The following is a 17,207-nucleotide window of genomic DNA, read 5'->3' as shown; positions in this document are numbered from 1 at the left end:
GATGGCGCTTGTCATGAACGACGAAAACGAAGGTCTACAGCATCGTCGCGGCTTTATCGGCCGCGATCTTATCGGAATAGCGGTCATCATAGCCATTGCCGCGATCGGCTATTTCGCCTTCCCCGATAATCTCGCCCTTCTGACCCGGATGATCACGATCGCGCTGCTCGTCCTGTCGCTCGATCTCGTGACCGGTTATTGCGGCGTCGCAACGCTCGGCCATGCAGCACTTTTCGGCTCCGGCGCCTATGCCGCCGGGATCCTGTCGGCGCATTACGGCATCAATGATCCGCTGCTGATGATGCTGGCCGGCATATCAGGCGGCGCGGTTGCCGGGTTGCTCTGCGGCGCCATCATCCTGCGTGCGCATGGACTGCCGCAGCTGGTGCTGTCGATTGCGCTGATCAACCTCTTCCATGAATTCGCCAACAAGGCCTCGTCCTGGACAGGCGGCAGCGACGGACTTTCCGGCATTGCGCCGGACCCGGTCTTCGGCCTCTTCGAATTCGATCTCTATGGTCACACCGCCTTCTTCTTCGGAATGGCGCTGCTGCTGATCGTCTTCGTGCTGCTGAGGGTCCTGGTTCGCTCGCCCTTCGGCATGCTCTGCCGCGCCATCAAGCAGGACCCGCTGCGCATCCGCGCCATGGGCGCTTCGCCGAAGGCAGCTCTCATCAGGATGTACGCGATCTCCGGCGCCGTTGCCGGTGTCGGCGGCGCCTTGAACGCTATTTCGACACAGGTCGTCGGCCTCGACAGCCTGTCTTTCACGCAGTCGGCCGAAGCGCTTGTGATGCTGGTCCTCGGCGGCACCGGTTCTCTCTTCGGGGCACTTTCCGGCACTGTCATCTTCATGCTCTTCGAGGACTATGTCTCCGCCGCCAATCCCTTCCATTGGCTGACCATGGTCGGCGCGCTGCTGATCGCCGTCGTGCTCTTTGCGCCGAAAGGTCTCTATGGCACGGCCGCGGCCTTCGTTGGCCGCCGCAGGGAGCAGCGCTCATGAGCCCGGTCTTCGAAGTCGCCAATCTCAAGAAAGCCTTCGGCGGCCTTGCCGTCACCAATAATGTCTCGCTCACGATGTCGCCTGGCGATCGCATCGCGCTGATCGGCCCGAACGGCGCCGGCAAGACCACCTTCGTCAACCTCGTGACCGGCAATCTATCGCCCGATTCCGGCGAGGTTCGTCTCAGCGGCGAGGTGGTGACGAAGGTCGATGCGATCGGCAGGGTCAGACGCGGCCTTGTCCGCTCCTTTCAGGTGACGCGGCTCTTCCAGGACATGACGCCGGCCGAACATGTGGGACTTGCCGTCCTTCAGCGCGATGGAAAGACCGGGCACATGTTCGGCAATTTCCTGCGCATGCCCGATGTCATGGCCGAGGTCGATGATCTCCTTGGAAAACTCGGACTGGCTTTCCTGATGCATCGCAAGGTCAGCGAAATCGCCTATGGCCAGCAGCGACTTCTCGAGATCGCCGTGGCGCTGGCGCTGAAGCCGAAAGTGCTGCTGCTCGACGAGCCGGCGGCCGGCGTGCCGCAGAGCGATACCGGCCGCATCGAGCAGGCGCTGGCCGATCTGCCCGCCGATCTCGCCGTCTTAATGATCGAACACGACATGGATCTCGTCTTCCGTTTTGCCAAACGCGTCATCGTGCTTGCATCAGGCACGATCATCTTCGATGGCCTGCCTGATGACGTCACCAAGGATGCGCGCGTGCGCGAGGCCTATCTCGGGAGCTATGCCAATGCCAGCCATATCGCTTGAGGTCGAAAATCTGTCAGCCGGATATGGGCCGACGAGAGTGCTCGAAGGCATTTCCTTCTCCGTGCCGGCAGGCGCCCGGCTTGCCGTGCTCGGCCGCAACGGCATGGGCAAGACCACGCTGCTGGCAACGCTTGCCGGGCAGACCAGGCGATACGAGGGTAGCATCCGCCTCGGCGATTCGGATGTCACGACGGCACCGAGTGCTGCACGCGCGCACAAGGGCCTCGGATATGTGCCGCAGGCACGCTGCGTCTTCCCAACGCTGACGGTCGAAGAAAACCTATTCGTCGGCTTGAAGGCGCGACCGAAGACGGCGCTGGAGGAAGCCTATGCGATGTTCCCGCGCCTGAAGGAGCGCCGCCGCAATCTCGGCAGCCAGCTCTCCGGCGGCGAGCAGCAGATGCTCTCCACGGCCCGCACCATTCTCGGCCGCCCGTCCGTCCTGCTGCTCGACGAACCGCTGGAGGGCCTCGCGCCCGTTATCTGCGAGGAACTGATGGCGGCCTTCACCGACCTCGCCAAGACGGGAGACATGACCATCCTGCTGGTCGAGCAGCGCATCCAGAGCGCGCTCGATTTCGCCGATCAGGTCGTCATTCTCGAACGGGGAAGACTGGCCTGGACCGGAACGCCGGAAAATCTCACCAGCGATCACGAGGCTGTCGAGAGTCTGCTCGGGGTCGGCGGCCTGCATTGATGGGATGATCGGCAGAAGCTCAGGCTCTGCTGATTGCTCCCCTTTCGCCTTCAAGATTGCTCTTGGCGCGCCGAGCAATTCATGCAGTATATCGTCATGACGACGTCATGATTGACCGGTCATTATTATCATGGCTGAAAGTTTTCCGCTGGCCGAATTGACGGATCGCCTGAAAAGGCGAGAAACACCATGATTGATGAAGCGGCAGCAACGTAAGACCAGACGTAAATCCTGGTTCTTAAACAGGATCGACGTTTATGCCGCTCCCTTTACTTGAACAGTTGAGCTGTAATCGACCGGAATGTGTGACGTTGACGGGCGGAATTGCTTTGACGCTCCCTCAATTTCGGTTGCCAGATACCCGATAGGGTTGCATAGTCGAACAGAAAATCACACGGGAGGTAGAAATGGCAAACCACAAGCCGGTCGCAGGTGACGTATACTTGCCTGTTTTCGATATCAACGACCCGATTAGCGGCGACATCCTCGAAAATACCAGTTCCACCGATGTCGACGGAGATGCGGTACGCCTCAATTTCGTGAATGGACAGCGCATTCCGCAACCGGCCAATGGATCCCCGGCCACAAGCACGACGATCGAAGGAGAGTATGGTACGCTCACCGTTTACTCCGACGGCAGCTACACCTACGCGCTCGATCACTCCAACCCGGTGGTCGCAGCGCTCGGACCGGGAGATGAGCTGGTCGAAAAATTCACCTTCAAGATATCAGACGGCAAAGGCGCCACCGACGTCGGCGCATTCAGTATCGCAATAGATCTACCGGAACGCGGCGATGTGTTCGCCAACTTCGAGGATGTTGGCCAAAGTGACTTCCCAACTGGCTACAAAGGCTTCGATTGGGGCGCCTGGTACGATGGTGACGACGCTTCTGTGCGGGAAGAAGCGGATGGCAACCACTATCTGGGAGGAGGCGTGTTCTGGACACCCATCCAAGCCGCCGATGGCGGCAACTTTCAGATCGAGCAATTCAGTGTCGCAAACGGCACATCGGAGTATGACAACGTTCTGACGATCGAAGGTAAGCTGGACGGCGATACCGTATTCTTGGTCACGGTCAACGTCACCGCCGACAGCATTCATGACCCGCAAGTGATCGATCTCAGCGCCTACGGCGAAATCGACTCTCTCGTGCTCGACACCGAACCCGTCATCAACGAAACGAGCGGCCCGGATTATTACGGCGCGCAATACGACAACTTTCATTTCATCGTTTGATGGATGGGGAAAGGGCGCCGCATCACCGAAATCTGTGCGCCTTCACCGACTGCGCTCTGCGGCGGCTATCTGGGTACCAATTTCTTGCGATAGCTGACGGGCCTGGATCTTGCTAGCATTGGATCGTGCGAGGAGGCACGGTTATGCTGGGATGGAGGAAATGATGCAGCCAGTCGGGATCAGGTTAGCGGCGGTCATGTTCTCGCTCGCCGTATGGGCTATTATTATCGCTGTCGCATCCCACCTTTGGGCGACGAAGATGCCTCTGTTGCTTCTGACGCTCTACAGATAGGCCTGCCCTCGCCGTTCGCGGAAATGCTGCAGATCAGGGGACGAACTGGTTTTGTCCCCTCGCCGCCACGTTTGGCGCTGCCACCAATGTGCTATCACGGACATAGGGACCAGCTCAAAATCGAGCTGCAAAAATCGCTAATTCTTCAATGAAGAGATGGTAGCGGAGGAGGGATTTGAACCCCCGACACAAGGATTATGATTCCTCTGCTCTGACCTACTGAGCTACTCCGCCACTGGTCAACGATACCCGCTCGCGAAGCGATGCCGGTTCGTGGGATGAGCGGCTTATAAGGTGCGCTTCGGCTTTGTGTCAAGCGCATGATCGAGAAAAACGGTGGGCTTTGCCGCCTCCCCTTTCCGATGGGTTTCAGGCGGCGACGGGGCTGGCCAGAAGGGCCTTCAGGCAGGCTTCCGCCGAAGGTTCGCGCTCGGAGCGTTCGATGAAACCGCCACCGAAGACGCGGGCGTTGTCGCCGGGCGCGGAATAAAGCGCGCAGGCCTGGCCGGGCGCGATGCCCGCCTCGCCGACCGTCAGGTCGACATAGGTGCCGGTTGCATCGATATGCAGCACGGCGGGCGCCGGCGCCCTCGTCGAGCGGACCTTGGCGTAGCAGGCAAAGCCCTTGCCGGCGGCGGCTTCCGCAAGCGTCTCGTCACCCAGCCAGTTGACGTCACGCAAGTAGACGCGGTGCGTTTCCAGCGCCTCTTTCGGCCCGACGATGACGCGGCGCGAGCGGGCGTCAAGAAAGACGACATAGAGCGGCTCGCCGGTGGCGATGCCGATGCCGCGGCGCTGGCCGATCGTGAAGTGCAGGATGCCCTCATGACTGCCGAGCACGCGGCCATCGAGATGAACGATCTCACCGGCAAGCGCCGCATTCGGCTTCAGCTTGGTGATGACGTCGGAATATTTGCCCTGCGGCACGAAGCAGATGTCCTGGCTGTCGGCCTTCTGGGCAACGACGAGGCCCATCTCTTCGGCGAGCCTGCGGGTCTCGGCCTTCGGCAGACCGCCCAGAGGAAAGCGGAGATAATCGATCTGTTCCTGCGTCGTGGCAAAGAGGAAATAGCTCTGGTCGCGGTCGGCATCGGCCGGGCGAAAAAGCGCGCGGCGGCCGGGATTGTCCGGCGAAGGATTCCGTCCCGAGCGGATATAGTGGCCGGTCGCCAGCGCATCGGCGCCAAGCTCCTTGGCGGTCGCCAGAAGATCGGCGAATTTGACGGTCTGGTTGCAGGAAACGCAAGGGATCGGCGTTTCGCCCGCCACATAGCTTTCGGCGAAGGGGTTGATCACCGTCTCACGAAAGCGCTTTTCGTAATCGAGCACGTAATGCGGAATGCCGAGCGTTTCGCAAACGCGGCGCGCATCGTCGATATCCTGGCCGGCGCAACAGGAGCCGGCGCGGTGAACGGCGGCGCCATGATCGTAAAGCTGCAGCGTGATGCCGAGCACATCGTAACCCTGCTGTTTGAGAAGGCCGGCCACGACGGATGAATCGACGCCGCCCGACATGGCGACGACGACGCGTGTCTCTTCCGGCTTCTTGTCAAAATCCAGTGTGTTCAACGATGGTGCCAATTCTGCGCGGTCACGATCCGCCCTTGCGCTGCAATTGAGGCGGATTGCTGATCTCCGGCGGGATCGGCCGCCGTCTCTCGATGAGGCACCGATATAGAAAGGATTGTCCTTGGGCGCAAGGGGCAGCCTTCAGTCACCGATATTTCGCATTCCCGCGTGAAGAGAAGGCGCAGCCGAAACCGCGCCCTCGAGCGGGGGTGCGGCTCAGGTGCCGATCAGCTTGTTGCAGGCGAATGCGATGCCCGGATTGGCGATGATGGCGGTTACGAGCGCCAGTCCGATCGTCGAGAATGAAAAGCGTTTCATAGACATTCTCCTTTCCAGCCCGCGACGATTATGCCGCCTCTGCCCCCCTTCTCAAAATGACGAATGCTTGATGGCATCGGGCGGCATGCCTCTGCCGGACGGCTGATCCCAGCTGACGCGCAAGCACTTCTATCTGCGAGACGAAGCGGCCTTCAGCGCGCGGCCGTGGATCAGCGCCTCCGCCTCGTGCTGTGGCATCGGCCGGCCGAACAGATAACCCTGCACCTCACTGAAGCCCTCCGCGCGCAGCTTCTGCAACTGCTCTTCCGTCTCGATCCCTTCGGCCAGCGTCGTCGCGTTGAAGCCGGAGCCGATGCCGACGACGGCGCGCACGATGGCGAGATTGCCGGCATCCGTCTCGATGCCCGAAACGAAGCTGCGGTCGAGCTTGATCTTGTCGAAGGGGAAGGACCGGAGATAACTCAGCGACGAATAACCGGTGCCGAAATCGTCGATGGCGATGCGGACGCCGAGTTCCTTCAATGCACGCAGCCGCGGCAGACTTTGGTCGGCATCAGTCAGGAATACGGACTCGGTGATTTCGATTTCAAGCCGGTCGGCATTGAGACCGGTCTCGTCGAGCGCCGCTACCACGGTCGAAAGCAGGCTCGCATGCCGAAACTGGCTGACGGAGAGATTGACGGCGATCCTCAGACGGGCGGGCCAGCCGGCGGCCGCGCGGCAGGCTTCCCGGATCACCCAGTCGCCGATCGGCACGATGAGGCCGGTTTCCTCGGCAAGCGGAATGAATTCCATCGGCGCCACCAGCCCGCGCTTGGGGTGGCGCCAGCGGATCAGCGCCTCGAAGCCGCCGATGCCGTCATTGTCGAGCTGCACGATCGGCTGGTAATGCAGCTCGAACTGGCGCTTCTCCAGCGCCTCCCACAGCTCGGCGGTCATCACGTGCCGACGTTGGGCGGCAAGCCGCATCTCCGTCTCGTAGAAACGATAGGTCGAGCGCCCACTCTCCTTGGCAGCATAGAGCGCCAGATCCGCGTGCCGCATCAGCACATCCGCGTCGCCGGCATGATCGGGCGCCAAGGCGATGCCGATACTGCAGGTGACATGCTCCCGGGCGCCGTCGAGATCGAAGGCATGGCTCAGCGCCTTGAGCAGCCGTTGCGCAAAACGCCCGGCCCGCTCCGGCTCGTCGAGCTCCAGCACGACGGCGAATTCGTCGCCGCCGAGACGAGCGACGAGATCACCCTCCTCCGCCAGCTGCAGCAGCCGCTCCGACACTTGGCAAAGCAGCGCGTCGCCGGCGGCATGTCCCTTGCTGTCGTTGATATGCTTGAAGTGATCGACGTCGATATAAAGCAGCGCGATCGCGCTGTCGGCGGTCGCTTCGACCGCCCGCTGGTTGATATGGTTGGAAAATGCCGCCCGGTTCGGCAGGCCGGTGAGCGAATCGTGCATGGCGAGATGGGCAAGCTTTGCCTCGACGGTGCGCTCCTCCGTCACGTCCTGCGAGATGCCGAGCAGATAGCGCGGCGCATGGCCCTCCGGCGTCGGCAGGGCGCGCTTGACGGTGCGCAGGATGCGCGGCACGCCATCGGCGCGTAGCATGGTCTCCTCGAAGCTGATCGTCGCATTGGCTTCGAAGGCCCGGCGATCCTGCTCGCGAAAGGCGTCTGTCTGACTGGGAGGAAACAGCGACCGGTCGGTTTGGCCGACCACCTGCTCCGCCCTCATGCCGACGATGTCGCTGCAGGCCTCGTTGAAGAGAACGTAAAGCCCGTCCGCTTCCATGTCCTTGACGAAGACGCCGACCGGCAGGTTGTCGACGATGCTGTCGAGAAGCGAGCGCGTATCGCTCATCTGGCGTCTGGCGGCGTTGACCTCGGTGCGGTCCTGCACGATCGCTAGGATTGCGGCCCGCCCCTCGAAACGCACTTCTCGGCCATAGGTCAGCACTTCGAAGGTCTCGCCGCTCGCCTTGAGGTGAACCCAGCGTTCCGCCTTTTCCATGTCGGTACGGCCGCTGACGGCGTCGCTCATCCGTTCCCGCTCATGCTCAGGGCGGATATCCAGAACCGTCATGCGCCGGTACTCGTCCGCGCCATAGCCGTAAAGTGCTGCCGCCGCCTCGTTGACGATGAGAAAGTGCAGCGATACCGGATCATAGACCCACATCGCCGACGGATGCGTTGCAAACAATGACCGGAAGTCGTCATTCGGTGCTTCGGTCTGCTCGGTCTTCTGCAAGGGGGCCATGGAAATTCGCGTGCGGTTGATGCCGATGACAGGGATATACTGGGAAAAGTTAAATAAAATCAGAATCATACTCAGGGTTAAACTTTAGGCTTTCGCCTTCAGAATGTGCAAAAGCGGCGGTTCGCCATCGCGATCTCGGTCCTCGATAAAATATTTGAGGCACCATGGAACAATTCGCTCGATCGTCCGTTTTTGGGCATCGAAGTCGCATTCGAATTGCTGAGGAGGGTTTCATGGGCAGGTTCGGCACGACGACGGATTACAGCAAGATCAGACACTGGATCGAGGAGCGCGGCGGCCATCCCGCCCGGATCAAGAACGCACCGGACAGCGAAACCGTCCGCGTCGATTTTTCCTCTGAAACGCAGGAAGAGATTTCCTGGGACGAATTCTTCCAAGGTCTCGACGGCAGCAGGCTCGCCTTCCTTCACCGCACGAAGGCTGAAGACGATGTCGCCCGTTTCGGCAAAATCCTCCGCCGGAAACGACGGCACCACTAAATTCATTGGTTCCTGACACGGAGAAAACCCGGCGCCGTTTCCCGCGCCGGGTTTTTCGTTCTTCCTTGATCGAGATCCAGAGAAGGAAACTCAGTCGATATTGAAGGTCAGCGGCTTTGCCTGGCGAACCGCCTGGTGGGCGGTCAACTCAGCAAGCACGGCGTCATCAACCTTGCCGTCGACATAGAGCAGCGCGATGGCGTCGCCGCCCTGCTTGTCACGGCCGAGTTGGAAGTTGGCGATGTTGACGCCGGCAGCACCAAGCGTCGTGCCGATGAAGCCGATCATGCCGGGAACGTCGGTATTGGTGATGTAGATCATGTGCGAGCCGACATCGGCATCGAGGTTGATGCCCTTGATCTGGATGAAGCGCGGCTTGCCGTCCGAAAACACCGTACCGGCAACCGAGCGCGTCATGCTTTCAGTCTTCACTGTCAGCTTGATATAGCCGTCGAAGACACCTGTCTTGTCGCGCTTGACCTCGGAAAGCACGATGCCCTTTTCCTTGATCATGATCGGCGCCGAAACCATGTTGACGTCGGCGACCTGCGGGCGGATGAGGCCGGCGAGCACGGCGCTCGTCAGCGCCCGGGTGTTCATGTTGGCGGTGATGCCGTCATAGAGAATTTCGATTTCCTTGATCGGCTCTTCGGTGACCTGGCCGACGAAGGCGCCGAGAACGTCGGCGAGACGGATGAAGGGCTTCAGGATCGGCGCTTCCTCAGCCGTGATCGACGGCATGTTGATGGCGTTGGAGACCGCACCATTGACAAGGTAATCCGCCATCTGTTCGGCGACCTGCAAAGCGACGTTCTCCTGAGCCTCGGTCGTCGAGGCGCCGAGATGCGGCGTGCAGACGACGTTCGGCAGGCCGAAGAGCGGGCTTTCCTTGGCGGGCTCGACCTCGAACACGTCGAAGGCGGCACCCGCGACATGGCCCGACTTGATCGCCTCGGCAAGCGCTGCCTCATCGACCAGGCCGCCGCGGGCGCAGTTGATGATGCGCACGCCGGGCTTGGTCTTCGCCAGTGCTTCCTTGTTGAGGATGCCGCGCGTCTTGTCGGTCATCGGCACATGCAGGGTGATGAAGTCGGCGCGGGCGAAAAGCTCTTCCAGCTCGACCTTGGTGACGCCCATCTCTTCGGCGCGCTCCTTGGAGAGGAACGGATCGTAGGCGACGACGTGCATCTTCAGGCCGATGGCCCGGGCGCAGACGATCGAGCCGATATTGCCGGCGCCGATGACGCCGAGCGTCTTGCCGGTGATCTCGACGCCCATGAACTTCGACTTCTCCCACTTGCCGGCCTGCGTCGAGGTATCGGCTGCCGGAAGCTGGCGGGCGACGGCGAACATCAGCGCGATCGCATGTTCGGCCGTCGTGATCGAGTTGCCGAAGGGCGTGTTCATGACGATGATGCCGCGGCGCGAGGCGGCCGGAATATCGACATTGTCGACGCCGATGCCGGCACGGCCGACGACCTTGAGGTTCGTCGCCCCCTCGATGATCTTTTCCGTCACCTTGGTGGCGGAGCGGATGGCCAGGCCATCATACTTGCCGATGACTTCGAGCAGACGGTCTTTGTCCTTGCCGAGCTGCGGTTCGAAATCGACTTCGACGCCGCGGTCGCGAAAAATCTGGACGGCGGTTTCCGACAATTCGTCGGATACGAGAACGCGAGGTGCCATGAGGGCCTCCTTCAAAAGTGTTCAGCGATGAGTAAAATCGGAAATGCTGGGCTCCGCCCTATGGCGGAGCCGGATGCGATCGCCTCAGGCAGCAGCCTGATTAAGCTGTGCCTTCTGCGTTTCGAAGGCCCAGGAAAGCCAGGGCATCAGCTTCTGCATGTCGGATGCCTCGATCGTGGCGCCGGCCCAGATGCGTAGGCCGGACGGCGCGTCGCGATAATGGCCGACGTCATAGGCGACACCTTCCTTTTCCAGGAGGCCGACCAGGCCCTTGGCGAAATTCGCCTGGCCGTCGTCGTCAAGCGCTGCGATGTCCTTGTCGACGATCTTCAGGCAGACGGAGGTGTTGGAGGCCGTTTCCGCCTTGACGGCGAGATTGGCGATCCAGTCGTTAGCCGTGACGAAATCGTGGATGACCTTGGCATTGGCGTCGGCACGCGCGATCAGCCCCTTGAGGCCGCCGAGTTGCTTGGCCCAGACAAGCGCATCGATATAGTCCTCGACGCAGAGCATCGACGGCGTGTTGATCGTCTCGCCCTGGAAGATACCTTCCGTCAGCTTGCCGCCCGAGGTCATGCGGAAGATCTTCGGCAACGGCCAGGCCGGCGTATAGGTGAGCAGACGCTCGACGGCGCGCGGCGAAAGAATGATGACACCGTGCGCGCCCTCGCCGCCCAGAACCTTCTGCCAGGAGAAGGTGACGACGTCGAGCTTGGCGAAATCGAGTGCCTGCGCGAAAGCGGCCGAGGTGGCGTCGCAGATCGTCAAGCCCTTGCGGTTATCAGGGATGAAATCGGCATTCGGCACGCGCACGCCCGAGGTGGTGCCGTTCCAGGTGAAGACGACATCACGGTCGAAATCGACGGCGGAGAGATCGGGAAGCTCGCCGTAACCGGCTTCGAGCTTGCGCACATCCTTGAGCTTCAGCTGCTTGACGACATCGGTGACCCAGCCGGCGCCGAAGCTTTCCCAGGCGAGCATATCGACGCCGCGTTCGCCGAGCAGCGACCAGAGCGCCATTTCGACGGCGCCGGTGTCGGACGCCGGAACGATGCCGATGCGGTAATCCGCCGGCACTTCGAGAATTTCACGGGTAAGGTCGATGGCCTGCTTGAGCTTGGCCTTGCCGACCTTCGCGCGGTGCGAACGGCCAAGGGCCGCGTCGGAAAGGGCTTCGAGCGACCAACCGGGGCGCTTCGAGCAGGGGCCAGAAGAAAAATGGGTATTGTGCGGACGGATGTCCGGCTTTGCGGTCTTCGCCATGATGCTATCCTCTCAGATAGAAAGCCCTTCGTTGGGGAAGGGTGTCCCGCCGCCGTGTGTATGGATCCGGCGCGACATAGTCAAGATCGAAGTGTCGCGGGGGGAACATATTTTGACGCAGAGCGGTAGGGCCGCAATACGAAAAGCCGCCCGGTTGGGGGCGGCTTCTGGTGTCAGGGAGATCGGACTTACTTGTAGACAGGCTGCTGCAGCGGGATTTCCGGCGGCGGTTCGTAGCTCGCCTGGGCGCAGCCCCCGAAGAGATAGCGGGCACCGACGCGGGCTTCGTGAACGCTGAGACCCTTGTCGCGACCCGGGCCGCCATTGTCGGCATAGCCGAACATGTTGCCGCCGTCGATATGCAGGTAGCGATAGCCGACATCGGCCTTGACGTTGCAGGTCACGTCGATCGAGGCGCCGGCCATCAGGGCGTAGGTAAAGCGCCAGTTGCCCTTGCCGCCATGGGTGACCTGGTCGTCGCAGAAGCTGCCGTCATCGGCGCAGGCGACGTTGCGCAGGTTCTTCCACTTCACGTAAGAACCACCGATACCAGCGCCGACATAAGGCGTGACGTAGCCATAGGTGCCGAGATCGACATAGGCGTTGGCGAGCAGCGTATAGGCTGTCAGCGAAGAGCGGTCGCTCGAGGTGCAATCCACCAGCGGAAAGCCGCACTGCCCAACCGTCGAGCCCTTGAAATCCGCCTGGGTGAGATAGTCGAAGGTCAGATCGGTGCGCAGATAGCTGTTGATCTGATAACCGACACCGCCGCCGACCGTCCATGCGTCGTCCAGGTCGGCACGGTCGAAATCGACTTCCGTAGCATTGCTGCCCTGGAAATAGCGGGCGCCGCGCAGATCGGTGAAGGCATAGCCGACATCGCCGCGCAGATACCAGCCGGTCGCTTCGGTGACCGTCACCTCAGGCGGCTGCTCCGGGATAGGCTCGGCAGGAGCGAAGTCCGCGGAATAGGCGTTTGTCGCAATCAACAATGCGGCGAAGATGCCGGACAAGCTTCTTTTCATGGATCCCACTCCAAAATCCCGTTGCATCGGCAGGCTCAATCGCCGCCAATCTGGTACGCTTCGTATGGATAATGAATTGGAAACGTTAAAAGCTGCTTAACTATAAATGGGAAGAAACGTTAAGAGAGAGATTGGCGGGGCAAGTTCCTCGATATGGTGAAACTCGGCCAAAGGCTGACAGCCCCGGATCTGCCGAAGACCACCAGCCGCAACGCCAAGAACCCCGCCCCGTCAGATCGATCGGCTGCTCCAATCGACAAATCTTGCTGTTACTTCCACTGGGTCGCGTTTTCGTCAGCGCAGCCGTATGGTGGCAAGGAGGTGCCAAAGGTCGTTTTGAGTTTGGCGCAGCCCCAGGCATTGATCGGGCCCGGCATGGCATTGTTGAGCGTGATGCCGATTTCATCATAAGGGCTGTCGGTGTTGGTGATGTAGCGGTACCAGCGGAAACCGGTAAAGACGACGAATGCGAGAGCGATCGTCAGCAGCAGGCGCACCAATTTTTTCATGATATTTCCTTTGAATGCAACCGCCGCCGTGTAGCATCCGCGTGTGGAGGTTGACAGCGCTGTCACCAAGGCACCGGCAAATTTCCGGGGATGCGGCTGCCGACGCTTGCTCCCTACCGGAAACCAAGCTGGCAAGTCACTGACATATTGTCGTCGGAAGGGCGGAAACGGTTTCGGCGGGAAGTCGATCCGGAATGGATCTTCGAACCGAAGGCGCAATAACGAAAAAGCCGGCACTTGCGTACCGGCTTTTGACATTTCGTCCCGAAAAATCAGGCGGCGGTCCGGACGTTCGAGATCGTACCGATCAGCTCGTTGACGATGCGCTCGATCTGGGCGCGGTCGTCACCCTCGGCCATGACGCGGATCAGCGGCTCGGTGCCCGAAGGGCGGATGACGAGGCGGCCGTTCCTGGCAAGCTCAGCTTCGGCATCGGCGATCGCCTTCTGCACCTGGATATCCTCCAGCGGCTTGCCACCGCTGATGCGGACATTACGCAGCAGCTGCGGCACCGGCTCGAAGCGGCGGCAGACCTCGCTGACAGTCCTTCCGGTGCGCTTGACCGCGGCCAGGATCTGCAGCGCCGCGACGAGACCGTCGCCGGTCGTGCCGTAATCCGAAAGCACGATGTGGCCGGACTGCTCGCCGCCGACATTGTAATTGTGCTGGCGCATATGCTCGACGACATAACGGTCACCGACCTTCGTCCGGGCAAGGCCGAGGCCCTTGTCCTCGAGGAAACGCTCGAGGCCGAGATTGGACATGACGGTCGCAACGATACCGTTGCCGCGCAGCTGCTGGCTCTCGGCCCAGCTCTCGGCGATGACGGCCATCAGCTGGTCACCGTCGACGATCGAGCCGTTCTCGTCGACGATGATGACGCGGTCCGCATCGCCATCGAGCGCGATGCCGATATCGGCGCGCACCTCGTCGACCTTCTTCTGCAACGCGACGGGGCTGGTGGAGCCGCAATTGAGATTGATGTTGGTGCCGTTCGGCTCGTTGCCGATGGTGACGACCTCGGCGCCGAGCTCCCAGAGCACGGCCGGCGCCACCTTATAGGCAGCCCCATTGGCGCAATCGATGGCAATCCTCAGGCCCTGCAGCGTCACGTCGCGCGGCAGCGTGCGCTTGGCATGTTCGATATAGCGGTCATGCACCCCGTCGACGCGCTTGGCGCGGCCGATATCGTCGGATTTGGCAAGCTGCGCGTTCAGGTCCTTTTCGAGCAGGTCCTCGATCTCGGCCTCGATGTCGTCTGAAAGCTTATAGCCGTCAGGGCCGAAGAGCTTGATGCCGTTATCCTCGTAAGGATTGTGCGAAGCCGAGATCATCACGCCGAGATCAGCGCGCAGCGAGCGCGTCAGCATGGCAACAGCTGGTGTCGGGATCGGGCCGAGAATAAAGGCATCGAGGCCTGCGGCCGTGAAGCCCGCGACCATGGCGTTCTCCAGCATATAGCCGGAAAGGCGCGTATCCTTGCCGATGACGACGCGGTGGCGGTGGTTGCCGCGGCGGAAGATCGTGCCGGCGGCAATGCCGACCCGCATGGCGAGATCCGGCGTCATCGGGAAGACGTTGGATTGGCCGCGAATGCCGTCGGTACCGAAATAGCGTCTTTTCATCTGCACTCCTGTGCTTTCCGCGCGCCATTCAAGGCAGCGCACCGTTCCAAGCGAATCCGGCTTCGGTGGATTGTCGTCAATCCAGCAGCGTGATTCATGCTTGCCTCAATTCAGCGGAATGCCACAAAATGCGGCGAACGGCACGTAAATTAGCAAGAAAAATGATTATATCCCGTTACCAATGGAAAAGGCCGGATCTCCCACTTCGGAAATCCGGCCTTGTTCAAGGTAGTGCCGCTGTTCAATGCGGCTGCGGTTCGAGGCCGCCTTCGGGCTCGTCACCCTTGGTGGCAGGCCGTGCGCCGGCCTTCGGAACGGCTGAGCCGCGGCTTGGCGGCGAATCATCACCGAGATCGCGGGAAGGCTTTTCGCCGCGGATCAGCGCCTTGATCTCTTCGCCGGTCAGCGTCTCGTATTCGAGCAGACCTTCGGCAAGCACGACGAATTCGTCGTGCTTTTCCGTCAGGATCGTCCGGGCCTGCGTATAGGCTTCGTCGATCAGGCGGCGCACTTCATTGTCGATCTTCTGCGCGGTTGCTTCCGAAACATTCTTCGACTGCGAAACCGAGTGGCCGAGGAAGACTTCCTGCTGGTTCTCGCCATAGGCGACCTGACCGAGCTGATCGGAAAAGCCCCACTGCGTGACCATGGCGCGGGCAAGCTTCGTGGCCTGCTCGATGTCGGAGGAGGCACCCGAGGTAATGTTCTCCTTGCCGAAGGTGAGCTCTTCGGCAACGCGGCCGCCCATCATGATGCAGAGGCGTGAGACCATCCACTTGTAGCTCATCGAGTAGCGGTCGCCCTCGGGAAGCTGCATGACCATGCCGAGCGCACGGCCGCGCGGAATGATCGTCGCCTTGTGCAGCGGATCGGCGACGGCGACATTGAGCGCGGTCATGGCGTGTCCGGCCTCATGGTAAGCGGTGAGCTTCTTTTCCGCCTCGGTCATCGCCGAGGAACGGCGCTCGGCGCCCATCATGATCTTGTCCTTGGCGTCCTCGAATTCCTGCATGGTGACGACGCGCTTGTTGCGGCGGGCGGCCATGAGGGCGGCTTCGTTGACGAGGTTCATCAGATCAGCACCGGAAAAACCGGGCGTACCGCGGGCGAGGATCTTGAGATCGACATTCGGCGCCAGCGGAACGTTGCGGGCATGCACCTTGAGAATGCGCTCGCGGCCGACGATGTCGGGGTTCGGCACCACGACCTGACGGTCGAAACGACCGGGACGCAGCAGCGCCGGATCGAGAACGTCGGGACGGTTGGTAGCGGCGATCAGGATCACGCCTTCATTCGCCTCGAAGCCATCCATTTCGACCAGCAGCTGGTTCAGCGTCTGCTCGCGTTCGTCATTACCGCCGCCGAGACCGGCGCCGCGATGACGGCCGACGGCATCGATTTCGTCGATGAAGATGATGCAGGGCGCATTCTTCTTCGCCTGCTCGAACATATCGCGCACACGGCTTGCACCGACACCAACGAACATTTCGACGAAGTCGGAACCTGAAATCGTGAAGAAGGGCACATTGGCTTCGCCGGCAACCGAGCGGGCGAGCAGCGTCTTGCCGGTGCCCGGAGGACCGACGAGCAGCACGCCGCGCGGGATCTTGCCGCCGAGACGCTGGAACTTCTGCGGATCACGCAGGAATTCGACGATTTCCTCGAGATCCTGCTTGGCTTCGTCGACACCGGCAACGTCTTCGAAAGTCACGCGGCCATGCGCTTCGGTGAGCAGCTTGGCCTTGGATTTGCCGAAGCCCATCGCGCCGCGTGAACCGCCCTGCATCTGCCGCATGAAGAACAGCCAGACGCCGAGAATCAGAAGCATCGGCAAAAGCGTGCCGAGATAGCTGAGGAAACCCGAAGAGCCGTCCGTTTCAGGACGGGCGGAAACCAGGACATTCTTCGACTGCAGGCGATCGAGGAGACTGTCGTCGATCACTGGCGAATAGGTCTGGAAGGTGGTGCCATTTTCAACATAGCTTCCGGAGAGACGGTTGCCCGTGACCACGACGTCCTTCACACGACCCGCATCGACCTCACGCAGAAACTGCGAATAAGGGATTTCGCGGGAGCCCGTCTGTGCCGGCGCCGTCTGGAACATACTGAAAAGGGCGATCAGCAGAAGCGCGATGATCGCCCACAAGGCGAAATTACGTAAGTTAGGGTTCATTGAACTCCCCAGCATGGAACAGCCGCCTCATGGCGACCGTCTTATTCGTTTCTAACATAGGGTTGCGCCGTGCGATTGCCAAGGCGATCCCCCAAGTCAGATGGTTTTTCCGTCAATACTTCTTAAAGGCAGCCTCGCATAGGGCGCCGTCGCGAAAACCGCCGAAAGCCTATTGGCAAAGATGAAGTCAAATCGTGTCAAAAAGCGGTCGAAGGGTGCGAAATAGGGTGTCAGCTCGACCATGCGGGCGGATTCCTCAGATAAAGGGGTCCCTTCGGCAGATAGAACCGGCGCCGCAGCGATGGCGCGCCTCCATGCCCCCTTGGGAAGG

General features: G+C 61.0%; 13 protein-coding genes, 1 tRNA gene and 1 pseudogene. 5 read left to right on the top strand and 10 right to left on the bottom strand.

The genetic code is table 11. The annotated features are described in order from the left end of the window. Position 1: 1 nt before the first annotated feature. From GR198_RS34415 to GR198_RS34400, 4 genes are all read left to right on the top strand, one after another. Entirely contained in the window at positions 2-1,006 is a 1,005-nt protein-coding gene (locus tag GR198_RS34415) for a branched-chain amino acid ABC transporter permease (RefSeq protein ID WP_029871987.1), read from the top strand. Then, entirely contained in the window at positions 1,003-1,767 is a 765-nt protein-coding gene (locus GR198_RS34410) for an ABC transporter ATP-binding protein (protein ID WP_029871986.1), read from the top strand. Before GR198_RS34415 ends, GR198_RS34410 begins: the two co-directional genes overlap by 4 nt. Beyond that, on the top strand, positions 1,748-2,464 hold the full coding sequence (locus GR198_RS34405; protein WP_029871985.1) for an ABC transporter ATP-binding protein: 717 nt from the start codon (positions 1,748-1,750) through the stop codon (positions 2,462-2,464). Before GR198_RS34410 ends, GR198_RS34405 begins: the two co-directional genes overlap by 20 nt. A gap of 389 nt (positions 2,465-2,853) precedes the next feature. Next, complete coding sequence (locus tag GR198_RS34400) at positions 2,854-3,702, top strand: VCBS domain-containing protein (RefSeq protein WP_280805744.1); 849 nt, start codon at positions 2,854-2,856, stop codon at positions 3,700-3,702. A gap of 449 nt (positions 3,703-4,151) precedes the next feature. Here the strand turns inward: GR198_RS34400 and GR198_RS34395 are convergent. The 3 genes from GR198_RS34395 to GR198_RS34385 all read right to left on the bottom strand — a co-directional run bounded on the left by GR198_RS34395 (position 4,152) and on the right by GR198_RS34385 (position 8,164). Next, positions 4,152-4,228 (bottom strand) — tRNA-Met (locus tag GR198_RS34395). A 135-nt stretch (positions 4,229-4,363) separates the two neighbouring features. Further along, complete coding sequence (gene mnmA, locus GR198_RS34390; RefSeq protein ID WP_029871983.1) at positions 4,364-5,563, bottom strand: tRNA 2-thiouridine(34) synthase MnmA; 1,200 nt, start codon at positions 5,561-5,563, stop codon at positions 4,364-4,366. A gap of 447 nt (positions 5,564-6,010) precedes the next feature. Beyond that, positions 6,011-8,164, bottom strand: coding sequence for a putative bifunctional diguanylate cyclase/phosphodiesterase (locus GR198_RS34385; protein ID WP_164070421.1), 2,154 nt, complete (start codon positions 8,162-8,164; stop codon positions 6,011-6,013). A gap of 164 nt (positions 8,165-8,328) precedes the next feature. Between GR198_RS34385 and GR198_RS34380 the strand changes: the two genes are divergently transcribed. Then, positions 8,329-8,595 (top strand): hypothetical protein, encoded by a 267-nt coding sequence (locus GR198_RS34380; RefSeq protein ID WP_029871981.1) that lies wholly within the window; start codon positions 8,329-8,331, stop codon positions 8,593-8,595. 90 nt (positions 8,596-8,685) lie between these two features. On the opposite strand, the gene serA is transcribed toward GR198_RS34380, so the two are convergent. The 7 genes and pseudogenes from serA to GR198_RS34345 form a co-directional block, all read right to left on the bottom strand. Then, positions 8,686-10,281, bottom strand: coding sequence for a phosphoglycerate dehydrogenase (serA, locus tag GR198_RS34375; protein WP_029871980.1), 1,596 nt, complete (start codon positions 10,279-10,281; stop codon positions 8,686-8,688). An 84-nt stretch (positions 10,282-10,365) separates the two neighbouring features. Further along, positions 10,366-11,544, bottom strand: a complete 1,179-nt coding sequence (locus GR198_RS34370; RefSeq protein WP_029871979.1) for a phosphoserine transaminase — start codon at positions 11,542-11,544, stop codon at positions 10,366-10,368. A gap of 188 nt (positions 11,545-11,732) precedes the next feature. After that, the gene (locus GR198_RS34365) at positions 11,733-12,569 is read right to left on the bottom strand and encodes an outer membrane protein (RefSeq protein ID WP_164048011.1); all 837 of its coding nucleotides are present in this window, start codon (positions 12,567-12,569) and stop codon (positions 11,733-11,735) included. A gap of 269 nt (positions 12,570-12,838) precedes the next feature. Next, a complete protein-coding gene (locus tag GR198_RS34360) occupies positions 12,839-13,078 on the bottom strand; it encodes a hypothetical protein (RefSeq protein WP_029871977.1) in 240 nt (79 codons plus the stop codon). A 272-nt stretch (positions 13,079-13,350) separates the two neighbouring features. Further along, the gene (glmM, locus tag GR198_RS34355; RefSeq protein WP_029871976.1) at positions 13,351-14,703 is read right to left on the bottom strand and encodes a phosphoglucosamine mutase; all 1,353 of its coding nucleotides are present in this window, start codon (positions 14,701-14,703) and stop codon (positions 13,351-13,353) included. 241 nt (positions 14,704-14,944) lie between these two features. Then, on the bottom strand, positions 14,945-16,876 hold the full coding sequence (gene ftsH, locus GR198_RS34350) for an ATP-dependent zinc metalloprotease FtsH (RefSeq protein WP_017961979.1): 1,932 nt from the start codon (positions 16,874-16,876) through the stop codon (positions 14,945-14,947). Positions 16,877-16,972: 96 nt separating this feature from the next. Further along, positions 16,973-17,207, bottom strand: a pseudogene (locus GR198_RS34345) (tRNA lysidine(34) synthetase TilS); the annotation flags it as partial.

Source organism: Rhizobium leguminosarum, assembly GCF_010668065.1.
GTDB classification, from domain to species: domain Bacteria; phylum Pseudomonadota; class Alphaproteobacteria; order Rhizobiales; family Rhizobiaceae; genus Rhizobium; species Rhizobium leguminosarum_S.
This window is presented reverse-complemented; position numbering and strand designations above follow the sequence as displayed.

What these genes read in the sequence shown, in the direction of transcription:
- GR198_RS34415 (WP_029871987.1), top strand. Translation starts at nt 2, where the DNA reads ATGGCGCTTGTCATGAACGACGAAAACGAAGGTCTACAGCATCGTCGC.
- GR198_RS34410 (WP_029871986.1), top strand. Translation starts at nt 1,003, where the DNA reads ATGAGCCCGGTCTTCGAAGTCGCCAATCTCAAGAAAGCCTTCGGCGGC.
- GR198_RS34405 (WP_029871985.1), top strand. Translation starts at nt 1,748, where the DNA reads ATGCCAGCCATATCGCTTGAGGTCGAAAATCTGTCAGCCGGATATGGG.
- GR198_RS34385 (WP_164070421.1), bottom strand. Translation starts at nt 8,164, where the DNA reads ATGATTCTGATTTTATTTAACTTTTCCCAGTATATCCCTGTCATCGGC.
- GR198_RS34380 (WP_029871981.1), top strand. Translation starts at nt 8,329, where the DNA reads ATGGGCAGGTTCGGCACGACGACGGATTACAGCAAGATCAGACACTGG.
- serA (WP_029871980.1), bottom strand. Translation starts at nt 10,281, where the DNA reads ATGGCACCTCGCGTTCTCGTATCCGACGAATTGTCGGAAACCGCCGTC.
- GR198_RS34370 (WP_029871979.1), bottom strand. Translation starts at nt 11,544, where the DNA reads ATGGCGAAGACCGCAAAGCCGGACATCCGTCCGCACAATACCCATTTT.
- GR198_RS34365 (WP_164048011.1), bottom strand. Translation starts at nt 12,569, where the DNA reads ATGAAAAGAAGCTTGTCCGGCATCTTCGCCGCATTGTTGATTGCGACA.
- GR198_RS34360 (WP_029871977.1), bottom strand. Translation starts at nt 13,078, where the DNA reads ATGAAAAAATTGGTGCGCCTGCTGCTGACGATCGCTCTCGCATTCGTC.
- glmM (WP_029871976.1), bottom strand. Translation starts at nt 14,703, where the DNA reads ATGAAAAGACGCTATTTCGGTACCGACGGCATTCGCGGCCAATCCAAC.
- ftsH (WP_017961979.1), bottom strand. Translation starts at nt 16,876, where the DNA reads ATGAACCCTAACTTACGTAATTTCGCCTTGTGGGCGATCATCGCGCTT.